The organism is Streptomyces sp. NPDC041784 (genome assembly GCF_055591025.1).
Map to the genome: position 1 here is coordinate 559,139 of NZ_JBVJAB010000003.1, position 25,685 is coordinate 584,823.

The following is a 25,685-nucleotide window of genomic DNA, read 5'->3' on the forward strand; positions in this document are numbered from 1 at the left end:
GGGGTTCAGGACAGCAAAGGCGGTGCACCGCATTCCAGCGGGACCAGATCACCACGGAACACGCAACGAAAGACGCTTGCTCGAAACGCGTTGAAAGGTAGTGCTCTTATTACTCACTGGTCAACGTTCGAACGATCGGCCGGTAACCAGGCGCATTGATTCGGTCAGTCATGGACCGGCGGCCAGGGCGTAGGAAATCGGATGAATTCCTTTCGGGTCCGACGTCGTTCACCCACCACTCACATCGTAGAAACATGAACGACCGCAAGAAATGCGTTCCTTTGGATTACATGTCCGAATCGGTAGGCCCTTTCTCGGCCCCTTGTGGTCGACAGGGAAAACTCTGTGTGTCGACCGCCGAGTGACTGGGAAGGGACGAGACGGGTCTTGACGTGCGCCGATCCGCCGCCAAGACTGGCGTGACTACGCAGTCAGGCCGGTCCTCGGGAGGTCGTCGACCGGCCTGACTGCGGAGTGCGCGCGCTCGAACAGTCCGCCCGGCCAAGGGAGCTGACGTCGGCTCACACGCTGTAGCCGCCGTCCACCCCCAACGCCTGCCCGGTGATGAACCCGGCCCGGTCCGAGGCGAGGAAGGACACCGCCTCCGCGATGTCCGCCGCCGCGCCGAACCGGCGCAGCGGGATGGCGCGCCGGGTGACCGCGAGGGCCGCGTCGTCCAGTTCGCCCGACTCGATCAGCCGGGCGGCGATGCCGTCCGCGAGCATGCCGGGGGCGACGCAGTTGACGCGCACCCCGTAGCGGCCCTCCTCGGCGGCCAGCGCGCGGGCGACCGCCTCCACGGCCCCCTTCGCGCCGGAGGACAGCCCGTCGCGCACCGGGAAGCGCCGGGTGGCGACCGTGGTGACCGCGACGACGCTGCCCCGGCTCGCCCGCAGCGGTCCCAGCGCCGGATGGACGAGGTTGAAGAACGCCACCGCGTCGCCCTCCAGTTGGGCCCGGTACTCGCCCGGCGACACCCGGCTCAGATGCCGCATCGGCACATGCGGACCGGCCGCGTACACCAGCGTGTGGATCCCGCCGTACGCCTCGGCGGCCGAGGCCACCGCACGGGCCGTCGCCGACTCGTCGGTGAGGTCCAGGGGCAGCGCCTCGACCATCCCCTTCACCTCACCGGCCAGCGCCTCGGCCGCAGCGCGACGGGACCGGTAGGTGAACACCACCGCACTGCCGCGCGCGGCCAGGACGCGTACGACGGCCGCGCCGACCGCGCCGGTCCCGCCCGCCACGAACGCGACGCCCGGCCGGCGGGAGAAGTCCTCGGTGTCCTTCATGCCTCACAATCCCGGTGAGTCGGCGATGACGACCTTCACGACCTCGACATCTGTCCGTGCCCCATGCCCCATGCCCCGTGCCCCGTGCCTTCATACGTCCGTACGGGTCCGGCGCGGCCGGGTCCCGAGTGTTGGCATCGGGGCGATCGCGGTGACCGGCCCATAGTGCGCCTATGACGCGTACCCGTACGGCGGTGCTGTGCGCCGCCGCCCTCCTCGCCACCACCCTCCAGACCGCGTCCGCCACCACCGAGGCCGCCGAGGCCGCCGGGGCCGCCGGGGCCGCCGGGGCCGCCGGGGCCGCCGGGGCCGCCGGGGCCACCGGGCCCACCGGGCCCACCGGGGCCACCGGGCCCACCGGGGCCGCCGAGCCAGTCGGGGCCGCCCCTCCCGACGGTCGGGACCGGGCGTGCGTCGCCACCCGTGACCCCTCCGGCCAGGCGCGCGAGGTCCTCGGCATCGTCCGCCAGGCCAAGCGGGACCTCGATCTCGAGGCCGCCATCGTGCGGGTCACGGTCGGCGGACGCCCGCTCGTGACCGGCGCGGTCGGCGAGTCCATGACGGACGTGCCCGCCACCCCCGCCATGCACTTGCGCACCGGCTCGGTCGGCATCGCGTTCCTCGGCACCGTGCTGCTCCAGCTCGTCCAGGAGCACAAGGCGGGCCTGGACGACAAGGTCTCCCGCTGGCTGCCCGACCTGCCGCACGGCGACAAGATCACCCTGCGCATGCTCGGCTCCTCGACCTCGGGTCTGCACGACTACGTCACCGACCCGGCGTTCCTGAAGAAGCTCTACGCCGACCCGTGGCAGCACTGGACGCCGAAGGAACTCGTCGGGATCTCCCTGAGCCACCCCCTGTGGTACAAGCCCGGCACCAACTGGAGCTACTCGCACGCCAACTTCGTCCTCCTGGGCCGCGCCCTGGAGAAGATCACCCGCACCCCGCTCGACCGCCTCCTGCGGCAGCGCGTCATCGGCCCCCTCGACCTGCGCAACACCCGCAACAACGACACCGCGGTCATCCCGGAGCCCGTCCTGCACGCCTACGACGACGAGCGCGGCACCTACGAGGAGTCCACCTACTTCAACCCGTCCTGGACCACCGCCCCCGGCGCGGTCCTGACCCAGGACATCTGCGACCTCGCCCGCTCCGGGCAGGGCATCGGATCGGGCGAACTGCTCTCACCGGCCTCCTTCCGCACCCAGCTGAACCCGGGCACGGTGGGCCTCGGCCGGCCGACGGCCACGTGTCCCGCCACGGTGTGCCTGCCGATGACCGAGGACTTCCACTTCGGTCTCGGCGTCCTCGTCAAGAACGGCTGGGTCGTGCAGAACCCGTCCTTCTTCGGCTACGCGGCCGTGATGGCGTACGAACCGCACAAGCGGCTGTCCATCGCGGTCTCCACGACGGTCGGACCGGACGCTCCCAACGGCAACACGGCCCAGACCGTCGTCGAGCGGATCGCAGAACTCCTGGACCCCGCCCACCCGTTGGCCGGCTGACCCGGTCTCCCGTCCGCGACGTCGGACGGCCCGCTCAACGCGCGGCGCGCACCCCGTCCAGGGCGATGCCCAGGACGCGGTCGCGCTGCGCGTCGTCGGTGAAGGCGGTCGCCGTGATGCCGGCGACCATCCGCAGCAGATCGCCGAAGTCCATGTCGGCCCGGGCGGCCCCGGCCCGCTGCGCCCGCTCGAACAGCGGGCCGCCCGCCGCGTACATCGATTCGCGGCATGCCTGGAAGATCTCCGTGCCGCCCTCCAGGGCCTCGCGCACCGCCCGCTTGGTGACCATGTAGCCCGCGAAGCGGTCCAGCCAGGAGGTGAGCGCCTCCCACGGCTCCAGCCCCGCGACCTCCACGGTGCTGTGCCTGGGCGCGGCCCTCGCCGCCCTCCTGGTCCCCGTACGGCGCGCCGCCCACCCCTCGGGCCCGGCCGCCCAGCAGGTCCCGACCGCCGCACCCGCCCACGTGCGGTAAGGTTTACCTGCGCGTTCCCGCAGCTCACCGCCGCGGCAGCGCGGCGGGACGTGGCGCAGCTTGGTAGCGCACTTGACTGGGGGTCAAGGGGTCGCAGGTTCAAATCCTGTCGTCCCGACTGGTGAGGTCACCAATCGGAAGCCGTTTTCCCGAGCCGTTTCCACGGCGCCGGGAAAGCGGCTTCCGGCGTTTTCCGCCCCTTGCGGGCCCCCTGCCGTCCCGGTGGCGCGCCCCGGCGGCCGACGTCAGTACCGCGCCACCACGTCCGCCAGATACCCGCGCAGCATCACCTTCGCCTCGTCGAGCAGCGCCGCGTCGCCGTTCGCGTCCCGGCGGAAGGCCTCCTGGGCGAGGGCGTCGGCCGCGAGGATCGCGGCGTGACAGGCCCGGGCGAGCGCCTCGTCGTCGCGGGCCACCTCCAGCGCCAGCAGCACCCGGCGGATCCCGTCGGCCATCCGGCGCTTGTGCTCGCGGTCGGCGGCCCGGGTGCGCTCGGTCAGCCCGCTGCCGAACCACAGGGCGCGGAAACCGTGTTCCGTCCGGTAGATCCCCGCGTACGCGTCGACGAGGACGCCCACCGGATCGTCCCAGCGCTCCTTCGTGGCGGCCTCCGCCAGGTCGTCCATCGCCCCTTCGAGGCGGGTGAACCAGCCCGCCGCCAGGGCGTCGATGATCGCGCCCCGGTCCGGCAGGTACTGGTACAGCGAGCCGACCGACACCCCCGCCTCGGCCGCGACCCGGGTCGTGGTGAGCGCCTCGACGCCGTCCTCCACCAGGATCCGCTCGGCAGCCTGGAGGAGCAGCGCCAGCCGCGCCCTGCTGCGCGCCTGCCGGGGTGTGCGGCGCAGGGAAGCGGCACCCGTTTCCGTGGTCGGCCGGTCCAAGAATCGTCTCCGAACGTGAACGTGACTTTGTTTCAGGTTTACGCTACCTTCGCGCCCATGACCGCCTCAAGCTCGGCGCTGAGCAGGGAACGGGCCGCCGTGGCGGACGTCTGCCGGCGCCTGGGGGCCGAGGGCCTCCTCATCGGCACGGCAGGGAACGTGAGCGTCCGTGTCGACGACCTGGTCGCCGTCACCGCGACCGGAGCGGTCCTCGCCGAACTGACGCCGGACCAGGTGACCGTGGTCGACCTCGACGGAAAGATCGTGGCCGGCACCCTGCGGCCCACCTCCGAACTGGACCTCCACCTCGGCGTCTACCACCGCTATGGCACCGGCGCCGTCGTCCACACCCACGCCCCGATGGCCACCGCGGTCTCCTGCGTGCTCGACGAACTGCCCTGCGTCCACTATCAGTTGCTCGCGCTGGGCGGCACCGTGCGGGTCGCGCCGTACGCCACCTTCGGCACCCCGGAACTCGCCGAGTCCGTCCTCGCCGCCCTCGACGGCCGTGGCGCCGCCCTGATGGCGAACCACGGCGCGGTCACCCACGCGACGACCCTCGGCAAGGCCGTCGAGCACGCCCTGCTCCTCGAATGGGCCTGCGGCGTCTACCAGCGCGCGGCCACCATGGGCCGGCCCCGCTTCCTCGACGAACAGCAGCAGCTCGCGGTGATCGAGGCCGCGATCGCCCGCGACTACGGCACCACCCACCCCGTACCACCCACGCAGGAGGGACAGTGATGAAGGTCTTCACGATGGGCGTGCACGTGCTGGACGTGCTGGTGCGGCCGGTGGAGGAGATACCCGAGGGCCAGGGCGCGACGCTCGTCGAGGACATCCGGATGACCGCCGCCGGAACGGCCGGCGGCACCGCCCTCACCCTCGCCAAGCTGGGCGCCGAGGTGCGCAGCGCGGGCGCCGTCGGCACCGACCCCACCGGCGACCTGCTCGTCCAACTGCTCGGCAGGGCGGGCATCGACACCGAGTTCCTCGTCCGCCGCACGGACACCGCCACCTCCGCGAGCGTTCTGCCCATCCGCCCCAACGGCGACCGGCCCTCGCTCCACCTGCTGGGCGCCAACATCACCTACGGCCTCGACGACGTCCCCTGGGACGCCCTCGCCCAGGCCACCCATCTGCACCTCGGCGGCCCCGAGCTGATCGGCGTCGACACCGCCACCCGCATCCTGTCGTACGCCAAGGAGCACGGCGTCGTCACCTCCGTCGACCTGCTCGCGCCGGGTGTCCTCGGCGGCTTCGAGCAGATCGAGGCGGCCCTGCCCCACATCGACCACTTCCTGCCCAACGAGGACCAGGTCCTCGGCTTCACCGGCGAGGACGACCTGCTCAAGGGGGCGCGCAAGCTCCTGGGCGCCGGGGCGGGCGTCGTCGCCGTCACGCGCGGCGGGGACGGCGCGCTCGTGGTGACCGCCGACGGCGCGGAACCGGTGCCCGCCTTCGTCGTCGACGTCGTCGACACCACCGGGTGCGGCGACGCGTTCTCCGCGGGCTATCTGCGGGGCGTGGGCCTCGGCCGTACGCCGAGCGACGCCGCCGTCCTCGGCAGCGCCGCCGCGGCGCTCGTCGCGCAGGGCCTCGGCAGCGACCACGGCGACTTCGACCTCGCCGCCGCCGACGCGTTCGCCGCGACGGCCACGTCCCACGCGTGAGATGACGCCGGAGGGGCGCGACGGCCGGCCGGAGTGAGGGAACCGCGGCCGCGGACTCACCTGGTGGACGCCCCCTTGACGACGGACGGGGGCCGATCGACACTCGGTACGGGAATCCTAGTGAACGGGTAGGGAATCATGGGACGACAGGAGCCTGCCACCGGCCGAGCGAGCCGTACGGCATGGTCGTCGCCCCTGCTCACCTCCCGCCGTCACATCGACCTGCAGCGCGTGTGCAGCGCGATCAGCCACCAGGGCTGAGCCGGACCCCTCCCGCGCCCACCGCCCCCGGCGGTGCCCCCTGGGCACCGCCGCCCGGCGCGCGCCGACGAGGTCCGCCTCCCACTCCGACGTCGCATCCGCCGCGCGCCGGTCCGCCGCGCGCGCCGCCCCCGGGGAGACTCATGTCCGTCACACCACCGGCCGCCCGGCTGTCCGTCCGCCCCGCCCCCGCCTTCCGGGGCCGCATCGGCCGCGACGCCCGCAGCGGCCACTACGCCGTACCGCGCCGCTACCGCCTGCACCTGTCACCGGCCGACCCCGACGGGCTGCGCATCGCCGTCACCCACAGCCTCCTCGGCCTGGACCGGTCCTGTCCGGTCACCTTCCTGCCCGCCGTCCCGGACCGTCCCGACGGCGGCCACTCCGCGCTGCGCCCGCTCTACGACGCCAGCGCCCACCGCTACACCGGACCGGCCGCCGCGCCCGTGCTCAGCGACGACTGGTCGGGCCGCATCGTCTCCACCCACGGGCCCGACATCGCCCGTGACCTTGCCGAGCTCAGCGAGACGGGGGTCCCCCCGGCCGAAGGCTGGGGGAGCTTCGGCGGCGGCCGGGCCATGCTGTACCCGTGCGGCGCCGAGTCGGAGATCGAGGCCGTCGAGCGAATGTGCGCCCAGGGCATCGAGGCGGCCGCGCAGCGCGCCGGGGCGGCCGACGCCGGGAACGCCGGGAACACGGAACGCGCCACCGCGCTCGACACCCTGCTTCACACGCTCGGCGTGCTGGACCAGGGGCTGAGTGTGCAGCCGTATCTGATCAGCGATCAGATCACCGCCGCCGACGTCGAGTTGTGGGTCGCTCTGGTCCAGCTGGACACCGTCCACCGCCATCATCTCGACGCGGCCGCGGTGCACCGCATCGCCGGCCACCCCGCCCTGTGGGCCTACGCCCGCCGTCTGGCCGGCCACCCGGCCTTCGGCGCCCACCTCGACCTCGACGGCATCGCCCGCCGCCACCACGCCCGTTGCCAGGGCCTGGAGGCCGCCGGTTCCGCCGTGCAGATCCTGGACTGGGCGGCGCACACCGCGCCCGTCCAGTAGCCGTTCCAGCCCGTGGACCGGCGTTGACATTCGCTCGGGCACCCGTCTTAACTTACGGCCCAGAACGGTCATGAGTGTCAGCGACAAGCCCTGGCTTGCTGACCGGCAACCCTCGCGCCGCGGTGGGGTGCCCCAGGTGACGACCGGACCGGATGCCGTTCCGGCAAGGACGATTCGGTAAGCGCGAGGGCCCCTTCGGGGGCCGCGACAGTGACGGAGAACCCCATGTACGCAGCTCTCAGGACGGCGCCCCGCCGCCTCCGGGGCTGCGTACGGCCGTCCGCCCAGCCCCTCGTCGCCGACCGCGCCGTCGATCTGCTCCGCGTGAACAGCGCACTGTGTACCGCACCGGGCCGTGCCCGCTGTCGGGGCTGAATCCTTCTCACCACCCTTCGCCCCGCCTCCGCGTTCCTGACGAACACCGCCCGATCGGTGTGCCGTTGACCGCCCCACCCCGGTTCCGTGTACACATCCGTGCGCCGTGCGCCTCACCACGGCCGCCACCACGGCTGTGCCCGTCCGGGGTACCCGACTCCCGCCGGAGCCCCTCATGAGTGAACCCCCAGGTGCCGTGACCCTCGCCGAAGCACCTGCCCTCGACACGCCGTCGGAGAAGCTCGCCGCCCAGCGAGTCCAGCCTCTGCGCCGGCCCGGACGGTGGATCGCCACCGCCGTCGCCCTGGTCCTTGTCGCGCAGTTCGTCCACGGCCTGGTCTCCAACCCCTTCTACCAATGGGACCGCTTCGGCTACTGGTTCCTGCGGCCAGTGATCCTCGACGGACTGCTGATCACCCTCGAAGTCGCCGCCTACAGCGCGGTGCTGGGCCTCGTCGGAGGCATCCTGCTCGCCCTCGCCCGGCTCTCCAGGAGCCCGGTGCTGCGCGCGGTCAGCTGGACCTACGTCTGGGCGCTGCGCTCCATCCCGCTGATCGTGGTGCTGCTCTTCCTCTACAACTTCAGCGCCCTGTACCAGACGCTGAGCCTGGGCGTCCCCTTCGGACCCGCCTTCTTCACCTTCGACGAGTCCCGGCTCGCCACCGACATGGCGATCGCCGTCGTCGGCCTCAGCCTCAACGAGGCCGCCTACGCCGCCGAGGTGGTCCGCGGCGGCATCCTCTCCGTCGACCAGGGCCAGCACGAGGCGGCCGCCGCCCTCGGCCTGCCCAAGGGCTACCAGTTCTGGAAGATCGTCTTCCCACAGGCCCTGCGCTCGATCACCCCGAACTACGTCAACCAGCTGATCGGCCTGATCAAGTCCACCTCGCTGGTCTTCTACGTGTCGCTGCTCGACCTGTTCGGCACCGCCCAGACCATGGGCGCCACCTACCCCGGCGACATCGTGCCGCTGCTCCTCGTGGTCACCGTCTGGTACCTGATCCTCACCAGCGTGGTGTCCGTCGTCCAGTTCTACGTCGAGCGGTACTACGCCCGGGGCGCCACCCGCTCCCTGCCGCCCACCCCGCTCCAGCAATTCCGCAGCGCCCTTGTCGAGTTCAGGCAGCGGCTGCGCAAGGAGGCCGCCGTATGACCACCGAGACCGCACCGGCCGCCGTCGAGGTCCACGACGTGCACAAGTGGTACGGCACCCACCGGGTGCTGGACGGGGTGAACCTCACCGTGCGGCCCGGCGAGGTCACCGTGATCCTCGGCCCGTCCGGCTCCGGGAAGTCCACCCTGCTGAGGGTCGTCAACCACCTGGAGAAGCCGGAGATCGGCTACGTCAGCATCAACGGCGAGCCGATCGGAGTCCGCCGGCACGGCGGCCGTCTGCGCGAGCTGAGCGAGCGGACCATCCTGACCCAGCGCAGCCGCATCGGCTTCGTCTTCCAGAACTTCAACCTCTTCCCGCACCTCACCGTGCTGGACAATGTCGCCGCCGCCCCCGTGGCCACCGGGAAGCTCAGCAGAGCCGCCGCCCAGGAACTCGCCCGCGAACTCCTCGGCCGCGTCGGCCTCGCCGACAAGGCCGGCGCCTACCCCCGGCAGTTGTCCGGCGGCCAGCAGCAGCGCGTCGCCATCGCCCGCGCCCTCGCGCTGCGCCCGGGCGTCATCCTCTTCGACGAGCCCACCTCGGCCCTCGACCCCGAACTCGTCGGCGAGGTCCTCGCGGTCATCAAGGACCTGGCGACCAGCGGCACCACCCTCGTCATCGTCACCCACGAGATCGGCTTCGCCCGCGAGGTCGCCGACCGGGTCGTCTTCATCGACGGCGGACGGATCGTCGAGCAGGGCCCGCCGGCCGAGGTTCTCGACCGACCGCAGCACGAGCGGACCCGGGACTTCCTCAGCAAGGTGCTCTGACACCGACGCGCCCCACGACTTCCCCCCACGCCACACCCTCACCACCCTCTGAGTCACAAAGGACGGCCATGTCTGCCCACTTCACCCGACGCAGCCTGATTCGCGGCATCACCGCGGCGACCGCGGTCGCCACCCTCGCCACCGGGCTCGCCGCCTGCGGTGGTGACAGCGAGGCCGCCACCACGGCCGACGGCGCCGCCGCAGGCAGCGTGACCATCGGCCGGGTGTCCAACGGTGCCGCCAAGGAGACCGTCCTGAAGGTCTCCGAGGTCAAGTCCATCAGCGCCGAACTGCCCGACGCGATCAAGAAGAGCGGCAAGCTGACCATCGGCATCGGCGCCCTGCCCTCCGGCTTCGCCCCGCTGGCGTACGTCGGCGACGACCAGAAGACCCTCACCGGGGCCGAGCCCGACCTCGGCCGCCTGGTGGCCGCGGTCCTCGGCCTGAAGCCCGAGACGAAGAACTTCACCTGGGAGAACCTCTTCGTCGGCATCGACAGCGGCAAGGTCGACGTCGCCTTCTCGAACGTCACCGACACCGAGGAGCGCAAGAAGAAGTACGAGTTCGCCTCCTACCGCCAGGACAACCTCGGCTGGGAGGTCAAGAAGTCCAACAAGTGGAACTTCGACGGCAACTACGAGAACCTCGCCGGACTGACCGTCACCGTCGGCTCCGGCACCAACCAGGAGAAGATCCTCCTGGAGTGGAAGAAGAAGCTGGAGTCCGAGGGCAAGAAGCTCACCGTCAAGTACTACCCGGACCGCAACGGCATCTACCTGGCGCTCGCCAGCGGCAAGATCGACGCGTTCTTCGGCCCCAACCCCGGGATCGCCTACAACGTCTCCCAGACCGCGGGCACGGCCAACGCCACCCGCAACGCGGGCACCTTCTCCGGCGCCGGCGAGACGCTCCAGGGCCTGATCGCCGCCACCGCCAAGAAGGACAGCGGCCTCGCCAAGCCGGTCGCGGACGCCATCAACCACCTGATCGAGAACGGGCAGTACGCCAAGTGGCTGGCGGCCTACAACCTCTCCAACGAGGCCGTCGCCAAGTCCGAGATCAACCCGCCCGGACTGCCGCTGGACAACTCCTGACCGACCGGCGCCCCGCCGGGAACACCCGGCGGGGCCCGGGCGTTGTGACTCATGACGAGATGGGACAGGCGCCGACGCGCGCCCGACAGGGGGAGGTGCCGGCCGTGACGCACACATTCCACGCCGTGCACCTGTCCTCCCGGCCTCACATAGACCTCCAGCGCGTGGCCGGCGCGCTCTGTTGCTCCTGACACCCGTTCCCCGAAGCGGCACCCCTTGACGCGGGTGACGTGCGCTCTCGTACGGACCTCCAGGAAGGCACCCTCGTGTCCTCGACCCCCTCCTCCCCGCTGCATCTCGCCGTCGCTCTGGACGGCACCGGCTGGCACCCCGCCTCCTGGCGCGAGCCCGTCGCCCGACCCCGTGAGCTGTTCACCGCCGGATACTGGGCCGATCTGGTCGCCGAGGCGGAGCGCGGACTGCTCGACTTCGTGACGATCGAGGACGGCCTCGGCCCGCAGTCCTCCCACTTCCTCGACCCGGACGACCGCACCGACCAGGTCCGCGGCCGCCTCGACGCCGTGCTGATCGCCTCCCGCGTCGCCCCGCTCACCCACCACATAGGCCTGGTGCCGACCGTGGTGGCCACGCACACCGAGCCGTTCCACCTCTCCAAGGCGATCGCCACCCTCGACTACGTGAGCACCGGCCGGGCCGGCCTGCGTGTCCAGATCACCGCCCGCCCCACCGAGGCCGCCCACTTCGGCCGCCGCACGATCCCCCGGATCGAGGCCTACGACTCCCCGGCCACCCAGGACCTGGTGACCGAGCTGTTCGACGAGGCGGCCGACTACGTCGAGGTCGTGCGCCGCCTCTGGGACAGCTGGGAGGACGACGCGGAGATCCGGGACGTCACCACGGGCCGCTTCATCGACCGCGACAAACTCCACTACATCGACTTCGAGGGCCGCCACTTCAGCGTCAAGGGGCCCTCCATCACCCCGCGCCCGCCGCAGGGCCAGCCCCTGGTCACCGCTCTGGCGCACGACACCGTCCCCTACCGGCTGGTGGCCCGCGCCACCGACATCGGCTATGTCACCCCGCACGACACCGGCCAGGCCCGTGCGATCGTCGCCGAGATCCGCGCCGAACAGGAGCGGGCGGGGCGGGCCGCGGAGCCGCTGCACGTCTTCGGCGACCTGGTGGTCTTCCTCGACGACGACCCGGCCGAGGCCGCCGCCCGGCGCGACCGCCTCGACGCCCTCGCCGGCGAGGAGTACCGCAGCGACGCCCGGATATTCGCCGGCTCGCCCGCCCAACTCGCCGATCTGCTCCAGGACTTCCGGGCGGCCGGACTGACCGGGTTCCGGCTGCGCCCCGCCGTCGCCGGCCATGACCTCCCGTCCATCACCCGGGGCCTCGTCCCCGAACTCCAGCGCCGTGGGGCCTTCCGCCGTGCCTACGAGGCCGACACCCTGCGCGGGCTGCTCGGCCTGAGCCGCCCCGCCAACCGCTACGCCGCAGCCTGAGCCGGACGGAGAGCCGACGACCATGAGCAAGCCCCAGAAGCAGATCCATCTCGCCGCGCACTTCCCCGGCGTCAACAACACCACCGTGTGGAGCGATCCGCGGGCCGGCAGCCATATCGAGTTCAGCTCCTTCGCCCACTTCGCGCGGACCGCCGAACGCGCCAAGTTCGACTTCCTCTTCCTCGCCGAGGGGCTGCGGCTGCGCGAACAGGGCGGCAGGATCTACGACCTGGACGTGGTCGGCCGCCCCGACACCTTCACGATCCTGGCCGCGCTCGCCGCCGTCACCGAGCGCCTCGGCCTGACCGGCACCATCAACTCCACCTTCAACGAGCCCTACGAGGTGGCCCGCCAGTTCGCCAGCCTCGACCACCTCTCCGACGGCCGCGCCGCGTGGAACGTCGTCACCTCCTGGGACGCCTTCACCGGCGAGAACTTCCGCCGTGGCGGCTACCTCCCGCAGGGCGAGCGGTACGCCCGCGCCAAGGAGTTCCTCGCCACCACGGGCGAGCTCTTCGACTCCTGGCGGGGCGACGAGATCGTCGCCGACCAGGGCACCGGCACCTTCCTCCAGGACGCCAAGGCCGGGGCCTTCGTCCACGAGGGCCGGCAGTTCGACATCCAGGGCCGGTTCAACGTGCCCCGCAGCCCCCAGGGCCGCCCGGTGATCTTCCAGGCCGGGGACTCCGACGAGGGCCGCGAGTTCGCCGCCTCGTCCGCCGACGCGATCTTCAGCCGGTACGCGGCGCTCGACGCCGGCCAGGCCTTCTACACGGACGTCAAGTCACGCCTCGCCAAGTACGGCCGGCGCGCCGACCAACTGCTGATCCTGCCCGCCGCGAGCTTCGTGCTGGGCGACACCGACGCCGAGGCCGAGGAGATCGCCAAGGACGTGCGCCGCCAGCAGGTCAGCGGCGCCACCGCCCTCAAGCACCTGGAATTCGTCTGGAACAGGGACCTGTCCGGCTACGACCCGGAGGGCCCCCTGCCCGACATCGACCCGGATCTCGGGGAGAACCACATCGCGCGCGGCCGCGCCCAGGTCCGGATGTACCGCGACCCGCTGGCCACCGCCCGCGAATGGCGGGAGCTCGCGGAAGCCAACAACTGGTCGATCCGCGACCTGGTCATCGAGACCGGCAACCGGCAGAACTTCGTCGGCTCCCCGGCCACCGTCGCCAGGACGATCAACGAGTACGTGCAGGCCGACGCCGCCGACGGCTTCATCCTCGTCCCGCACATCACCCCGAGCGGCCTCGACGACTTCGCCGACAAGGTCGTCCCGCTCCTCCAGGAACAGGGCGTCTTCCGCACCGAGTACGAGGGCACCACGCTCAGGGACCACCTCGGCCTCGCGTACCCGGACGAGGCGGACAGCACCGCTCGGGTGGCCTCGTGAAGTTCCTCGCCATCACCCTGATCGTGCACCGCCCGGACCCGGTCACCGGCGTCCTGAAGTCCACCCAGGACCGCTTCCGCGAGGTGCTCGACAACGCCCTGCTCGCCGAGGAACTCGGCTTCGACGGCTTCGGCGTGGGGGAGCGGCACGAGCGGCCGTTCATCTCCTCCTCGCCGACCGTCGTCCTCAGCCACGTGGCCGCCCTGACGCGGCGGATCCGGCTGTTCACCGCCGTGACGACCCTCAGCCTCCTCGACCCCGTCCGCGCCTACGAGGACTACGCCACCCTCGACCACCTCTCCGGCGGCCGGCTGGACCTCATCATCGGCAAGGGCAACGGAGCCGCTCAGCGCGAGCTGTTCCGGGTCACCCCCGAGGACCAGTGGGAGCGCAACGCCGAGAGCTACGAGGTGTTCCGGCAGATCTGGCGCGACGACAAGGTCACCGCGGCGACCCGGTTCCGCCCGCCGCTGACCGACGCCGAGGTGTGGCCGAGACCGTACCAGCGGCCCGTGCGCGTCTGGCACGGCAGCGCCACCAGCAAGGAGTCCGTGGACCTGGCCGCCCGCTACGGCGACCCGCTGTTCTCGGCGAACGTCACCCATCCCATCGAGCCCTACGCCGAACTGATCCGCCACTACCGCGAACGCTGGGAGCACTACGGCCACGACCCGGCGGACATCGCGGTGGGCGCGGGCTCGGCCGGGTTGTACGTGGCGCGCACCTCGCAGGAGGCGCGGGAGGTCTACCGGCCGGTCTTCGAGAGCAACCTGGAGTTCCAGCGCAAGGCCGGACTGCCCGTGGTCTTCGAGACCCTGGAGGACTTCGTCGAGCGCAGCTCCGCCCTGATCGGCAGCCCGCAGCAGGTCGTCGACAAGGTCCACCGCTACCACGAGCGGTTCGGCCACTCGGTGCTGCATCTGCACGCGGACGCGGGCGGACTGGGCGACACCCGGCACCGGGACTCGCTGGAGCTGTTCCAGTCGGCGGTGGCGCCGGTGCTGCGCAAGGAGATACCGGACCCGCCGTTCGCCTGGGGACCGGTGCTCCCGGCGGCACCGGTGCTCCCGGGAGCACCGGCCGACGGGGAGCCCGCCCGTGCCTGAGACACCTCTCGGCGTCCTCGACCTGGTCCCGGTCTCCTCCGGTTCCACCGCCGCGGACGCGCTGCGGAACTCCATCGACCTCGCCCGGCGGGCCGAGCGTCTCGGCTACGCCCGCTACTGGTTCGCCGAGCACCACCTCAACCCCGGTGTGGCCGGTACGTCCCCGGCGGTCGTCCTCGCGCTGACCGCCGCCGCGACCTCCACGATCCGGCTCGGCTCCGGAGCCGTCCAGCTCGGCCACCGCACGGCCCTGAGCACGGTCGAGGAGTTCGGCCTGGTCGACGCCCTGCACCCCGGCCGCCTCGACCTGGGCCTGGGCCGCTCCGGAGGGGGCCCGTCCGGGCCGCCGTCCACCCCGCCGCCCACGGCGACCCCGGTCGTCGACGGCCGGGCACCGAACGGCCTGCTCATCCCGCCCCGCTTCTCCTTCGAGAACCTCCTCGGCTCACCCCGGATCGCACTCCAGCGCAGGCTGCTCCTGCTGCCCGGCGCTGTATCCCAGGACTACGCCGAGCAGATCGACGACATCCTCGCCCTGCTCGCCGGCACCTACCGCTCCCCGGAGGGTGTCGAGGCCAACGCCGTCCCAGGGGAGGGGGCCGACGTCGAGGTGTGGATCCTGGGCAGCAGCGGCGGCAGCAGTGCCGAGGCCGCGGGCGCCCGGGGCCTGCGCTTCGCGGCGAACTACCACGTCAGCCCGGCCACCGTCCTGGAGGCGGTGGACGGCTACCGCGCCCGCTTCAAGCCCTCCGCGACCCTCGAGCGGCCGTATGTGAGCGTCTCCGCCGATGTCGTCGTCGCCGAGGACGACACCCGTGCCCGGGAGCTGGCCACCGGTTACGGCCCCTGGGTGCGCAGTATTCGGACCGCCGAGGGCGCCATCGAGTTCCCGACCCCGCAGGAAGCCCGCGCCCTCGCCTGGACCGACGAGGACCGTGCCCTGGTCCAGGACCGGATCGACACGCAGTTCGTCGGCTCCCCGGCCCGGGTCGCCGACCGGCTGGAACAACTTCAGGAGGCCACGGGCGCCGACGAGTTGCTCATCACCACCATCACCCACGACCACGCCGACCGCGTCCGCTCCTACGAACTGCTCGCGGAGGAATGGCACCGTCGGGGCCACGGCCCCGTGCCGGGCTGACCCGGGGCGCCGGTGCGGCCGGGGCCACGTCGCCCTCCCCCGAAGGCGGCGTGGCCCCGGCGCTTCCCCCGGCGCCGGACTGTGGTCTCGTGGGCGGTCGTCGCGCCGTCACCAGCACATGACCGCCGTCTGGCCCGACCCCCACCCGGCGTACAGGCGCACCCGGACGAAGTAGCGGCGGCCCTTGACGAGCCGCGCCCGGATCGTGGCGTTGCGCGGGGTGCCCGCGTCGTCCTGGCCCGCGAGGAAGCGGGGCTCGCCGTCCCGCTCCTCGAAGACCACGACGACCGTGTCGCTCTCCCCGAAGGTCCCGAAGGTGTACTCGCGGGTCTCCCGCGGCTCCACCGTGAAGTCGGCCTGCTCGCCCGGGCCCAGCGACAGCGGCACCGAACGGAACGGCACCAGCGCGGGCGGCAGCGGCGCGGCCGTCGGCGGATACCAGCGCAGCACGAACTCCTTGTCCAGCGCCGACAGTTCACCACTCGGATGGACGCCGGTGCGGAACTGCTCGGGCTCCAGGATCAGCCCCGCCGCGAAGGGGTACTCCATCACCGAGTGCGGGTCCCACACCGATCCGTTGACCTCGGCCGGGTCCAGCTTGCGCAGGATGTTGAAGAAGGTGCGGTCCCGGCTCCAGTGGTTCGGCGGGCCCGCCAGATCCGCGTACACCGCCTCGTCGTCCCAGTGGATCCCCGCGAACGGGCTCTGGTGCTCGTGCTGCATACCGAGCGCGTGCCCGATCTCGTGCAGGGCCGTGGCGCGCTCACCGGGCGCGGTCAGGTCCCAGCCGAAGTTCATCGTGCGTTCGGCGAGTCCGGCGAGCAGCGCGTCACGGCCCACGGCCGACCAGGAGCCGTCGCCCTGCTGGAAGCCGATCCGCAGCTCCGCCTCCGAGCGGTCGCCGACCTCGGCGAACGACACCCCGATGCCGAGACCGGCCCACTCGCGGAAGCAGTCGCGCACCACGTCCCGCTGGTCCTCGTCGCCCACCCAGGACACCCGCCGGGTGCTTCCGGAGCCCGGCACGGGGATGACCGACCCGTCGCCCTCGCCGTCGAAGAAGTAGTAGTGCAGAACCGTCCCGTTGACCCACATCCGCCGCCCGCTCAGGAGCGCGCCCAGCCGCTCGGCGGCCAGCCCCGGGACGAACGCGGGGGCCGACTGCTGCACGAGGGAGCAGAAGCGGGCGGTCATGCGCACAGCCTGCCGCGTCCCGTCGTCCCGGCGCCTGAGTCGGGGGCTACTCAAGTCGCCCTGTATCAGGCATGAGTATGCGGACTCCACATGGTGTGACGACGATCGAACCGCACGCCAAGACCCTTCGGCTGCCGTGGCCGTTCACCGGCCGGGAGGAGGAACTGGAGCTGGTCCGCCGGTCGTTGACGGCGGGACGGCCCGGCATCGTGGTGACCGGACCGGCCGGCTGCGGCCGCACCCGGCTGGCGACCGAGGCGGTGCGCGGCACCGACTGCGCCCGCGTGGCCCCCACTCCCGAGACCCGCGCCACCCCCTTCGCCGCCTTCGCCCATCTGCTGCCCGAGTCCGTCACCCTCCACCGCGCCGTCCACCTCCTGTCCGGCCTGCGGCTGCTGCTCGTCGACGACGCGCACCTGCTGGACGACGCCTCCGCCGCCCTGCTCCACCAACTGGCCGTCCAGGGCCGCACCCGGCTGCTGGTCGTGGTGCCGGACGACGCCCCCGCGCCCGACGCCGTCACCCGCCTCACGACCGGCGAACTGCTGCCCCGTCTCACCCTCGAACCACTGCCCGACGACGCCACGGAACCGCTCCTCACCGCCGCCGGCGGCGGCCCCCTGGACCCCCTCACCGCCCACCGCCTGCGCCGCCTGTGCCGGGGGGACCTGCGGCTGCTGCGGGACCTGCTGGGCGCCGTACGCGCGGCGGGCCTGCTCACCCGCGTCCCGGAGACCGGCGCGTGGGCGTGGCGCGGCCCGGTCCCGCCGACCCCGACACTGCGCGAGCGCACCGCCGCCGTCCTCGCCCGCACCTGCCCCGAGGAACGCGAGACCCTCGACCGCCTTGCCTTCGCCGAACCCCTGCCGCTGCCCGCCGACTCGCTGGACCTGCGGGCTCTGGAGCGCCTGGAGACGGACGGGCTGATCGAGGTGGCGGACGACGACACCACCGTCCGGCTGGCCCACCCCCTGCACGGCCCGGTCCTGCGCGCCGCGGCCGGCCGGCTGCGCGCGAGGCGGCTGGCCGGCCTGCGCGGGCCGCTGACGGACGCCCTCGACGCGGAGGCCGCCGCCCTGCTTCACGGCATCGCGCACGCCGACGTCCGCACGGCCCGGACGCCGGTGGGGGAGTGGCTGGTCGCGGAGGGGGAACCGGTCCCGCCGGGGTACGCGGCCGTCCGCGCCCGGTTCGCCCGGCTGCGCGGAGAGCTGCGCGAGGCCGCGGCCTGGGCCCGGGAGGGCCTGACCGGCGCGGGCGAGGACACCGCGTGCCGCCGCGAACTCGACGCGGCCGTCGCCCAGTCCGGCGACACGGCCACCCTCACGGCGACGTCCCTCGAGAACCCGCACGACACCGATGACGCCTACAACGCCTACGACGCCGTACGCCTCGGCGCTCCCGATCAGGCCCTCGGTGTCCTCCCGCCGGACGGTGTCTTCGCCCGCCACGCCCGGGCGCTCGCCCGCGCCGACGGGCCCGCCCTGGACCGGGTCGCCGAGGAACTCCGGGAACGCGGATTCCTGCTGTTCGCGGCCGAGGCCCACGCCCAGGCCGTACCCGTCCACCGCGACCCCACCGCGGCCCGCACCGCCCGCACCCGGGCCGCCGCCCTCGCCCGCCGCTGCCAAGGAGCCCGCACCCCGGCCCTGTCCGGCCTGGCCCTGGGCGAACTCACCGTCCGCCAGCGCCAGATCGTCACCCTCGCCGCGGCCGGCCTGAGCAACCGCCAGATCGCCGAGCGCCTCACCCTTTCCGTCCGCACCGTCGGCAACCACCTCTACAGCGCCTACACCCGCCTCGGCACAGCCGACCGCACGACCCTGCCATGGCTGACGGAACTGCCCGACACCCGGTCGGCCTGACCGCGTCGCCCGGGGCATCGATTCACCGGTCGTCGGTGGTGCCGGAGGGGATCCGTGTCCCGGGCCGCGCCGGTGCGGGGCTCTCGTCCTCCGGTGCGGGGCCCTCGTCGGGGCGCCGCACCTCGCGCACGATACGGCGAAAGGACCGGATCAGCTCCGGGATCTGGTCGAGAACGCTCTTCAACGCGTGGACGAGGGTCGAGGCGATGCCGGCCGCGCCCAGGATGACCAGGACGATCTGCATTTCCATGTTCGGGGTTCCTCCGGTGCCGCGAAGGGTGGCCGAACCGAGCGGAACGTCTGCAGGATGGCAGGTCTCAGGTCGGCCACCCGCCCAGTGGGTTCGGGGTGATCGCTGAGGCCCTGCCGACGTGCAGGCCGCGTATGCAGGTGTCGTCGTGTTGACATGGCGTCAGACAACCTGCCTGACCGCCTTGCCCGAAAGGGACGCCGGACCCGTCCCCCCGAGTGCGCGATGGAGCCGCACGCGAACCGCGGTCGAGTTGCCGCGCGGTGGTTGTCTCGACAGGAACGCTACCCTGCGCACCCGGTTGATCACAATGTCGGTCTGTCGCACCGTCGTACCGGGGTGCGGCCCCCTCACGCCGCCCCGAACGCCGTGAACGCCCACCCCGTCGCCCGGTGCACGGTGTCGGGCGGGAGGGTGGTGCGGGCGTCACGCAGGGCCTCGGCCAGGGAGAGGCCCGTGCTGAGGCTCTGGTGGAGGGCCAGCATCAGGGGGACCACCGCGGCGTCGTTGACCGGGGCGCTGCTCGCGATCACACCCGCGGTGCCCAGGGGGAGCAACGCGGTGACGAGGCCGAGGAGTTCGTCGGCGCCGACCGAGGCGAGGCGGGCGGTGTCGCAGCTGGAGAGGATGATCCGGTAGGGGCTGCGGGCGAGACGCTCGAAGTCGTGGACGATCAGCGGGCCGTCCGCCATACGGAGCGAGGAGAACATCGGGCTGTCGGCGCGGAACGTGCCGTGCGCCGCGATGTGCGCGAGCGCGGCCCCGTCCAGCTCCTCCAGCACCCGGGGCACGCGCGCGTCGGCGTGCTCCAGTACTGTCGGCCGCCCGTACCGCCCGGCCACCTCCGGCACCTCCGCCCCGCCGGTGGCCAGCCCCGGCCCGCGCACCAGGACGTGCCGTCCGCCGGGCGGCGGCTCGGTCTCCCGGGCACGCAGCCAGCCGCTCGCCGACGGCGACACGCTCACCACCCGCTCCCGCAGCGACGGCAGCAGCGCCCAGGGCACCCGGTGCAGCCGGGCCGGCGGGACCACGACCACCGGTCCCGGGCCCAGCTGCCCCGCCGCCTCGCCCAGCAGCAGCTCCTCCAGCCGCAGCCCGGCCGCCTCCACCAGCGGCAGCCGTCCCTCCGCGCCCGGGTGGGCCAGCCGGCGCAGCGCGGCCTGTACGTACTCGGCCTCGCGCTCCGCTTCCGCGAGCAGCCCGCCCGCGAACCGCCGCACCTTCCCGCCCCCGCACAACAGCACCTGCACCCGCCCGTCGAGCACGGCGAGTTCGACGAGCCGCGCGTCCCCGAGCCGCTCCAGCAGCCGGCCCGCGTCGAACCGGGCGCCGTCCCCGGGCACCTCCCCGCGGATGTGCAGGGTGCGGGAGCGGATCTCCCGTTCCAGCCGGCGCTGCTCCCGCTCCAGGGCCGGCACCGGGCGCCCGTCCGCCCGCGCGCTCTCCGCGCGGGCGGCGATCTCCCGGAAGGCCGTCATCCCGCTCAGCAGCGCCGGGTCGGCGGGCGGCCGGGTCGGCGGGGTGGACAGCGCCGTCGCCCGCCAGCGTTCGCTCCACCCCAGCAGCTGCCGGGGCCCGCCCCGCTCCAGGCTCACCTGCTGGGCCAGCGCCGCCAGTTCCGCGCCCTGCGCGGTGGCCCGGGCCCGCAGCTCGGAGGCGCCCAGCGTCATCCGGTGGTCGTCGAGCACGTCGAGGCCGCGCCGGCAGGCCTCCAGCACGCCCCGCCCGGACCCGGTGGCCCGCGCCCACAGCGCCTGCGCCGCCCAGCCCGTCATCCGGGCCAGCGGCGGCCCGCTGCGCCGGCTGCGCGCCGCGACCTCCAGATAGCGTTCCGCGTCCGCCGTCCAGTCCAGGCCCAGCGCGATCCGGCCCGCCAGCAGCCAGGCCTCCGGCGCGGCGGGCGCCCCGAACGCCGACAGCCGCTCGGCCAGCCGGGCCGCGTCCGCCACCAGCCGGCCCGAACCCCGCCCCGTCGCGACCCGCGCCTCGATCAGCACCAGCCGGGCGTGCGTCTCCCACCAGGTGCGCCGCTGCCCGGCGAAGAGCCGCTCCGCCACCGCCGCCCGCGCGATCGCCGTCCCCGGATCGCCCGCCAGCCGGGCCGCCTTCGCGGCTGTCAGCAGCAGTTCGGCCTTGCGCGTGGACTGCCCGCCGATCCCGTCCAGCACCGCCGTCGCCGCGTCCGCCTCGGCCAGCGCCTCCGGTGCCAGCCCGGCCGCCATCAGCACCTCGCAGCGCCGGATGTTGAGCATGAACGTCGGCGTGCCGAGCTTGGCGTACCGCTCCTCGGCCTCGTCGAGAAGGCGCAGCGCGGCGGGAACGTCCCCCGAGCGGAACGCGGCAAGCCCCCGGCTCTCCACCGCGTCGGCCTTGTCGTGCTCCTGGCCCGTGGTGTCCCACAGGGCCTCGGCCGCCGTGAAGTCGGCCTCGGCCCGCTCCACCGCCCCGAGCGCCAGATGCACGGTGGCGCGCAGGGTGAGGGCGCGCGCCGTCCAGATGACGTCGTCCGCCTGCCGCAGCACGGGAATCGCCCGGCGTACGTCCTCCAGGGCCTCGCGGTGATGGCCGAGCACCCACCAGGAGTACGCCCGCCGGTACAGCACCCGCGCGCGGGTGTGCCCGCTGCCGCGCCGCACACCCCGCTCGAACGCCTCCAGGCCCTGCCGGGTGCGGCCCGCGTGGACCAGCGCCACCCCGAGCGTGGCCAGGACGTCCGCCTCGCGCTCCGCCGAGTCCGCGCGGGCCGCCAGCTCGTGGGCGCGCCGCAGATGGTCCAGGGCGATCCGCATGTCGCCCCAGTCGCGCTGCCAGATGCCGATCACCTGATGGGCGACCGAGGCGTGCAACGGCGTCGGATCGGTGTCGAGCACTCCTTCCGCCCGCGACAACGCGTCGTTGGGGGCGGCGAACACCATCGGCAGCAGTTCGAGAACCGAGTCGTTTCCCGCTGTCACCCCACGGATGGTAGTGCTCCGGCTTGCACGCCACACCCGTTCGGCACCGTATCCACCGGTATCAATTGGACATCACGTCAACGCACTTGACGTCGCGCGCGCGGCGCACGCTCCCGGCGGCAGGGGAGCGCGTAGGGTGCGCGTCCGTTTTCGCGCCCCCGGCGCCCGCAACCGCACCCCCCGTCCCGGCCGTCGCACCAGCTGTATCAGACGCGGGCCTCGCGGCTCAGACTGACGACACAGGCTCAGGGGGAGAGGACACGCCATGGCACCACAGCGATTCCACGAGCAGTTCGAACAGATCCAGCGCACGCTGCCCGACGTCCCGTTGGCGATGGGGCCGGACGACTCCGCCGAGTTCATCTACGAGAAGGGCGTGGTCCTCGCCCGCGACGGCGAGGAGGCCCAGGTCGTCGAGGACACCGTCCGCACCCACTTCACCGCCACCACCGGACTGGTCGCCGACCATGTGCGCCGCGCCGGACCGCGGACCAACCGCTCGGGCATCACCCGCATCCAGGTCGGCGACCCCGGCCACGGCGACCGCAGCGGGGACCGCGCCGTCGCGGGCGCCCTGCGCGCCCTGCGCGAGGCGGAGGGCCGCACCGGACGCCGGCTGGTCAGCCGCAACCACGTGGTGTCGATCTCCGTCAACGCCTGCCCCGGCGACGAGCCCGTGCCCGCCCCGCTCACCCAGCCGCCCAACCCGTCCCCGGCGGAGGGCACCCACGACGCCGAGGGAGCCGTCGGCGTCCTCGTCGTCGACACCGGTCTGATGCACGACTACCGCTCCTACCCGCTGCTCGCCCACACCGACGGCGACCTCCAGATCCGGGAGACGGACGACAACGGCGTCCTCCAGCAGTACGTCGGGCACGGCACGTTCATCGCCGGACTGGTCGCGGCCGTCGCGCCCAACACCGACATCACCGTCCGCGGCACGCTGAACGACGCCGGCGCGATCCTGGAGGACGCCTTCGGCGAGAAGCTCTTCGACGCCGTGGAGGAGGGCGGCTGGCCCGACATCCTCAGCCTCTCCGCCGGCACCTCCAACGGCCGCGTCGACGGGCTCCTCGGCCTCGACGGCTTCATGCGCGCCCTCCAGGGACAGCGCACCCTGCTGGTCGCCGCCGCCGGCAACAACGCCAGCGCCACGCCGTTCTGGCCCGCCGCCTACGCCTCCCTGCCCGACCACGCCGACTCGGTCCTGTCCGTCGGCGCGCTGCGCGGCGACGGCGAGTTCGGCGCCTGCTTCAGCAACCACGGCGCCTGGGTACGGGTCTACGCCCCCGGCGAGCGCCTCACCAGCGCCCTCACCGGCTTCGACGCCCCCGTCCCGTACGTCTACCAGCACTCCACCTACGACGCCTGCCGCTACGGCTTCGGCTACGCCTGCACCTGCCGCGCCCCGCGCCACACCGGCGTCCTGAGCGACGGCTCCGGCAAGCCGGACCAGGTGATGTTCGAGGGGTTCGCGTCCTGGAGCGGCACGTCCTTCGCGACGCCCGTGGTGGCCGGACTCGTCGCCGCGCACATGACCGCCCACAAGGAGGCCGACCCGCGTGCGGCGGCCCGTCAGCTCCTGGCCCAGAACACGCAGTTCGCCGAGGTGCGCGGGGCGCACGTGCCGGTGCTGCTGCCCGCCACCTGGCGCCCGGTCCCGGTCGGCCCGGCATGAGTCCCGCACCTGGTCCCGCACCGAGTTTCGCACCTGGTCCCGCACCGAGTTTCGCACCTGGTCCCGCTCGGAGTCCCGGTGCGGGTGCGAGGACGCCATGAGGTCCGAACGAGCCCCCGTCACGGCGTACGATGACAGGCCGTACACGAGGGGTGGGGCCGTGGACCGTACTGATGTCGGCGCGCTCGTCCAGTCCGCCGTCGACGGTGACACGGCGGCCTGGAAGGCGCTGGTGGAAGGGCTGAGCCCGCTGGTGTGGTCGGTGGTGCGCTCCCACCGGCTCTCGGACGCCGACGGGAGCGAGGTGTACCAGACCGTCTGGTTCCGCTTCGCCCAGCACCTCGGCCGGATCAGGGAACCGGACAAGGCGGGTTCGTGGCTCGCCATCACCGCGCGCAACGAGTGCCTGAAAGTGATCAAGAGCTTACGACGGCTCACCCCGACCGACGATCCCCAGCTGCTCGACCGCGCCAGCGAGGAACGTACCCCGGAGGAGTCGGTCCTGGACTCGGAGGAGGCGGCCGCGCAGAGCGAGCGCGTCCGCTTCCTCTGGCAGGAGTTCGAGGCGCTCGGCGACCGCTGCCGCCAGTTGCTGCGGGTGCTGATCGCCTCACCGCCGCCCAGTTATCAGGAGGTCTCGGCCGCCCTGGGCATCGCGGTGGGCAGCATCGGACCGATGCGCCAGCGATGTCTGCGCCGCCTGCGGGCCCGACTCGACGCACGGGGAGCACTGTGAACGCCATGAACGGCCACGCCGACGAGAACGACGACGACCTGTCGGTCGAAGGCGCCTTCGACGAGGAGGAGTTCGACCACGGCGCCCTGGAGGAGGAGCTGCGGCAGGCCGCCGCCATCCTGGACCCGGTCCCGGCCCACCTGCGGCAGACCGCCGTCGAGGCCTACGCGCTGCACGACCTGGACGCCCGGATCGCGGAGCTGACCTTCGACTCGCTGACCGACGCCATCCCGGTGAGGGGAGCCGAGGACGTGCCGCGGATGCTGACCTTCCACACGGGCGGGCTCACGGTCGACGTCGAGGTGACCGGGGACGGGCTGATGGGCCAGCTGCTGCCCCCGCAGTCCGCCTCGATCGAGGTGCTGCACGGCCCGCGCGCCGGCGCCTCGCTCACCGCCGACACCATGGGCCGCTTCGCCTGCGACGCCCCGCCCGGCGGCCCGTTCGCCCTGCGGCTGCGGACCGGCGGGGAGGTGGTCGTCACGGAGTGGCTGCGCGCGTAGCCACCACGGGCCGCGGCGGTCAGGACACGGCGTCCACCAGGGCCGCCAGCGCCTCGGCGAGCACGGTCAGTCCCGGGCCCGCGGGCCCGCCCGGCTCGGACATGTAGGTGTCCCGGCGGATCTCCACCATCAGCGCGGACACCCGCGTGTCCGACCCGTAGTACTCCAGCGGTACGTACGCCCCGGCGAACGGGCTGTCCAGTCCCGTCTCCCCGACCCCTTCGAACGCCTTCCGCGCGGCGGCGAGCAGCTCCGGCGGGGTGTGGAAGGAGTCCGTGCCCAGGCAGACCGGCGGCCGCGGACCCGCCCCGTGCAGCTCGTACGGCAGCGGCGCGGCCGGGTAGGAGTGCACGTCGACGACGACGGCCCGCCCGACGGCCGCCAGCCGGTCGGTCACGGCCTCCGTCATCGCCCGCGCGTACGGCCGGAAGTACCGCTCGACCAGTGGCTCGGGGTCGACGTCGTCCGGCCGCAGCACCTCCCGGTGCGTGGTCCTCGTGTACACGGCGCCCATCCCGACGGCGCGCATCTCCTCCCGCTCGTCCGGGAACCGTTCCGGGTCGACGACCAGCCGCGACAGCCGGTTGACGAACCGCCACGGCGTCACGCCCGCCAGCCGGGCGGCCTCCTCGGCGATCTCGGCGGTGTGCGAGTCCGTGATGTGGTCCAGCTCCCGCTCCAGCGCCGCGTCGTCCAGCACGACGCCGGTCCGCACGGCGGGCGGTATCTCCCGCGCCGAGTGCGGCACGTGCAGGATCACCGGCGAGCCGGCGGCTCCGGGCAGGACGGCGAAGGACGGTGCGGCAGGGGTCATCAGGCGGCTCCCGGGGCGTTGTCAGTGGCGTGACG

The 25,685-nt window shown here is 73.1% G+C and carries 23 protein-coding genes, 1 tRNA gene, 1 pseudogene and 1 riboswitch; of the genes and pseudogenes, 18 read left to right on the top strand and 7 right to left on the bottom strand.

Annotated elements, in window-relative coordinates; genetic code table 11:
• Positions 1 to 521: 521 nt before the first annotated feature.
• On the bottom strand, positions 522 to 1,292 hold the full coding sequence (locus ACZ6D7_RS09130; protein WP_469485791.1) for an SDR family NAD(P)-dependent oxidoreductase: 771 nt from the start codon (positions 1,290 to 1,292) through the stop codon (positions 522 to 524).
• Between the two features lie 173 nt (positions 1,293 to 1,465).
• Here ACZ6D7_RS09130 and ACZ6D7_RS09135 point away from each other — a divergent pair, with 173 nt between their 5' ends.
• A complete protein-coding gene (locus ACZ6D7_RS09135; protein WP_469485795.1) occupies positions 1,466 to 2,797 on the top strand; it encodes a serine hydrolase domain-containing protein in 1,332 nt (443 codons plus the stop codon).
• A gap of 34 nt (positions 2,798 to 2,831) precedes the next feature.
• Here ACZ6D7_RS09135 and ACZ6D7_RS09140 read toward each other — a convergent pair.
• A pseudogene (locus ACZ6D7_RS09140) lies at positions 2,832 to 3,149 on the bottom strand (SbtR family transcriptional regulator); the annotation flags it as partial.
• A gap of 165 nt (positions 3,150 to 3,314) precedes the next feature.
• Here ACZ6D7_RS09140 and ACZ6D7_RS09145 point away from each other — a divergent pair.
• A tRNA-Pro gene (locus ACZ6D7_RS09145) sits at positions 3,315 to 3,388 on the top strand.
• Positions 3,389 to 3,515: 127 nt separating this feature from the next.
• Here the strand turns inward: ACZ6D7_RS09145 and ACZ6D7_RS09150 are convergent.
• On the bottom strand, positions 3,516 to 4,154 hold the full coding sequence (locus ACZ6D7_RS09150) for a TetR family transcriptional regulator (RefSeq protein WP_469485797.1): 639 nt from the start codon (positions 4,152 to 4,154) through the stop codon (positions 3,516 to 3,518).
• Between the two features lie 57 nt (positions 4,155 to 4,211).
• Here ACZ6D7_RS09150 and ACZ6D7_RS09155 point away from each other — a divergent pair, with 57 nt between their 5' ends.
• The 12 genes from ACZ6D7_RS09155 (at position 4,212) to ACZ6D7_RS09210 (ending at position 15,656) form a co-directional block, all read left to right on the top strand.
• Entirely contained in the window at positions 4,212 to 4,895 is a 684-nt protein-coding gene (locus ACZ6D7_RS09155; protein WP_469485800.1) for a class II aldolase/adducin family protein, read from the top strand.
• Positions 4,895 to 5,824 (top strand): carbohydrate kinase family protein, encoded by a 930-nt coding sequence (locus ACZ6D7_RS09160; protein ID WP_469485804.1) that lies wholly within the window; start codon positions 4,895 to 4,897, stop codon positions 5,822 to 5,824. The genes ACZ6D7_RS09155 and ACZ6D7_RS09160 overlap by 1 nt, the downstream gene beginning before the upstream one ends.
• Positions 5,825 to 5,962: 138 nt before the next feature.
• Positions 5,963 to 6,085: a putative leader peptide gene (locus ACZ6D7_RS09165; protein WP_469485807.1), complete on the top strand. Its 123-nt coding sequence runs from the start codon at positions 5,963 to 5,965 to the stop codon at positions 6,083 to 6,085.
• Positions 6,086 to 6,228: 143 nt separating this feature from the next.
• Entirely contained in the window at positions 6,229 to 7,146 is a 918-nt protein-coding gene (locus tag ACZ6D7_RS09170) for a glutathione S-transferase C-terminal domain-containing protein (RefSeq protein WP_469485809.1), read from the top strand.
• A gap of 66 nt (positions 7,147 to 7,212) precedes the next feature.
• Positions 7,213 to 7,336, top strand: a riboswitch (SAM riboswitch).
• 360 nt (positions 7,337 to 7,696) lie between these two features.
• The gene (locus ACZ6D7_RS09175) at positions 7,697 to 8,674 is read left to right on the top strand and encodes an amino acid ABC transporter permease (RefSeq protein WP_469485813.1); all 978 of its coding nucleotides are present in this window, start codon (positions 7,697 to 7,699) and stop codon (positions 8,672 to 8,674) included.
• Complete coding sequence (locus ACZ6D7_RS09180) at positions 8,671 to 9,447, top strand: amino acid ABC transporter ATP-binding protein (protein ID WP_469485816.1); 777 nt, start codon at positions 8,671 to 8,673, stop codon at positions 9,445 to 9,447. The genes ACZ6D7_RS09175 and ACZ6D7_RS09180 overlap by 4 nt, the downstream gene beginning before the upstream one ends.
• 68 nt (positions 9,448 to 9,515) lie before the next feature.
• Complete coding sequence (locus tag ACZ6D7_RS09185) at positions 9,516 to 10,541, top strand: ABC transporter substrate-binding protein (RefSeq protein WP_469485819.1); 1,026 nt, start codon at positions 9,516 to 9,518, stop codon at positions 10,539 to 10,541.
• A 59-nt stretch (positions 10,542 to 10,600) separates the two neighbouring features.
• Complete coding sequence (locus tag ACZ6D7_RS09190) at positions 10,601 to 10,732, top strand: putative leader peptide (RefSeq protein WP_469485822.1); 132 nt, start codon at positions 10,601 to 10,603, stop codon at positions 10,730 to 10,732.
• Between the two features lie 75 nt (positions 10,733 to 10,807).
• Positions 10,808 to 12,010 (top strand): LLM class flavin-dependent oxidoreductase, encoded by a 1,203-nt coding sequence (locus ACZ6D7_RS09195; protein WP_469485825.1) that lies wholly within the window; start codon positions 10,808 to 10,810, stop codon positions 12,008 to 12,010.
• A gap of 22 nt (positions 12,011 to 12,032) precedes the next feature.
• A complete protein-coding gene (locus ACZ6D7_RS09200; RefSeq protein WP_469485828.1) occupies positions 12,033 to 13,409 on the top strand; it encodes an NtaA/DmoA family FMN-dependent monooxygenase in 1,377 nt (458 codons plus the stop codon).
• On the top strand, positions 13,406 to 14,515 hold the full coding sequence (locus tag ACZ6D7_RS09205) for an LLM class flavin-dependent oxidoreductase (RefSeq protein ID WP_469485831.1): 1,110 nt from the start codon (positions 13,406 to 13,408) through the stop codon (positions 14,513 to 14,515). Before ACZ6D7_RS09200 ends, ACZ6D7_RS09205 begins: the two co-directional genes overlap by 4 nt.
• Positions 14,508 to 15,656, top strand: coding sequence for an LLM class flavin-dependent oxidoreductase (locus tag ACZ6D7_RS09210; protein ID WP_469485834.1), 1,149 nt, complete (start codon positions 14,508 to 14,510; stop codon positions 15,654 to 15,656). The genes ACZ6D7_RS09205 and ACZ6D7_RS09210 overlap by 8 nt, the downstream gene beginning before the upstream one ends.
• Before the next feature lie 108 nt (positions 15,657 to 15,764).
• Here the strand turns inward: ACZ6D7_RS09210 and absR1 are convergent, their stop codons facing one another.
• Complete coding sequence (gene absR1, locus ACZ6D7_RS09215; RefSeq protein ID WP_469485836.1) at positions 15,765 to 16,850, bottom strand: beta-glucuronidase AbsR1; 1,086 nt, start codon at positions 16,848 to 16,850, stop codon at positions 15,765 to 15,767.
• A 71-nt stretch (positions 16,851 to 16,921) separates the two neighbouring features.
• Between absR1 and ACZ6D7_RS09220 the strand changes: the two genes are divergently transcribed.
• Positions 16,922 to 18,715, top strand: a complete 1,794-nt coding sequence (locus ACZ6D7_RS09220; protein WP_469485839.1) for a LuxR family transcriptional regulator AbsR2 — start codon at positions 16,922 to 16,924, stop codon at positions 18,713 to 18,715.
• Positions 18,716 to 18,737: 22 nt separating this feature from the next.
• Here ACZ6D7_RS09220 and ACZ6D7_RS09225 read toward each other — a convergent pair whose 3' ends face one another.
• Positions 18,738 to 18,965, bottom strand: a complete 228-nt coding sequence (locus ACZ6D7_RS09225) for a hypothetical protein (RefSeq protein WP_469485841.1) — start codon at positions 18,963 to 18,965, stop codon at positions 18,738 to 18,740.
• A gap of 350 nt (positions 18,966 to 19,315) precedes the next feature.
• The gene (locus tag ACZ6D7_RS09230) at positions 19,316 to 21,919 is read right to left on the bottom strand and encodes a CHAT domain-containing protein (RefSeq protein WP_469485844.1); all 2,604 of its coding nucleotides are present in this window, start codon (positions 21,917 to 21,919) and stop codon (positions 19,316 to 19,318) included.
• 265 nt (positions 21,920 to 22,184) lie between these two features.
• On the opposite strand from ACZ6D7_RS09230, the gene ACZ6D7_RS09235 reads away from it, so the two are divergent.
• The 3 genes from ACZ6D7_RS09235 (at position 22,185) to ACZ6D7_RS09245 (ending at position 24,836) form a co-directional block, all read left to right on the top strand.
• Positions 22,185 to 23,597, top strand: coding sequence for a S8/S53 family peptidase (locus tag ACZ6D7_RS09235; RefSeq protein WP_469485847.1), 1,413 nt, complete (start codon positions 22,185 to 22,187; stop codon positions 23,595 to 23,597).
• Between the two features lie 160 nt (positions 23,598 to 23,757).
• Positions 23,758 to 24,333: an RNA polymerase sigma factor gene (locus ACZ6D7_RS09240; protein WP_469485850.1), complete on the top strand. Its 576-nt coding sequence runs from the start codon at positions 23,758 to 23,760 to the stop codon at positions 24,331 to 24,333.
• Positions 24,334 to 24,338: 5 nt separating this feature from the next.
• A complete protein-coding gene (locus tag ACZ6D7_RS09245) occupies positions 24,339 to 24,836 on the top strand; it encodes a hypothetical protein (RefSeq protein WP_469485853.1) in 498 nt (165 codons plus the stop codon).
• Positions 24,837 to 24,855: 19 nt separating this feature from the next.
• Here ACZ6D7_RS09245 and ACZ6D7_RS09250 read toward each other — a convergent pair whose 3' ends face one another.
• Positions 24,856 to 25,650, bottom strand: coding sequence for an N-formylglutamate amidohydrolase (locus tag ACZ6D7_RS09250; RefSeq protein ID WP_469485855.1), 795 nt, complete (start codon positions 25,648 to 25,650; stop codon positions 24,856 to 24,858).
• Positions 25,651 to 25,685: the final 35 nt, after the last annotated feature.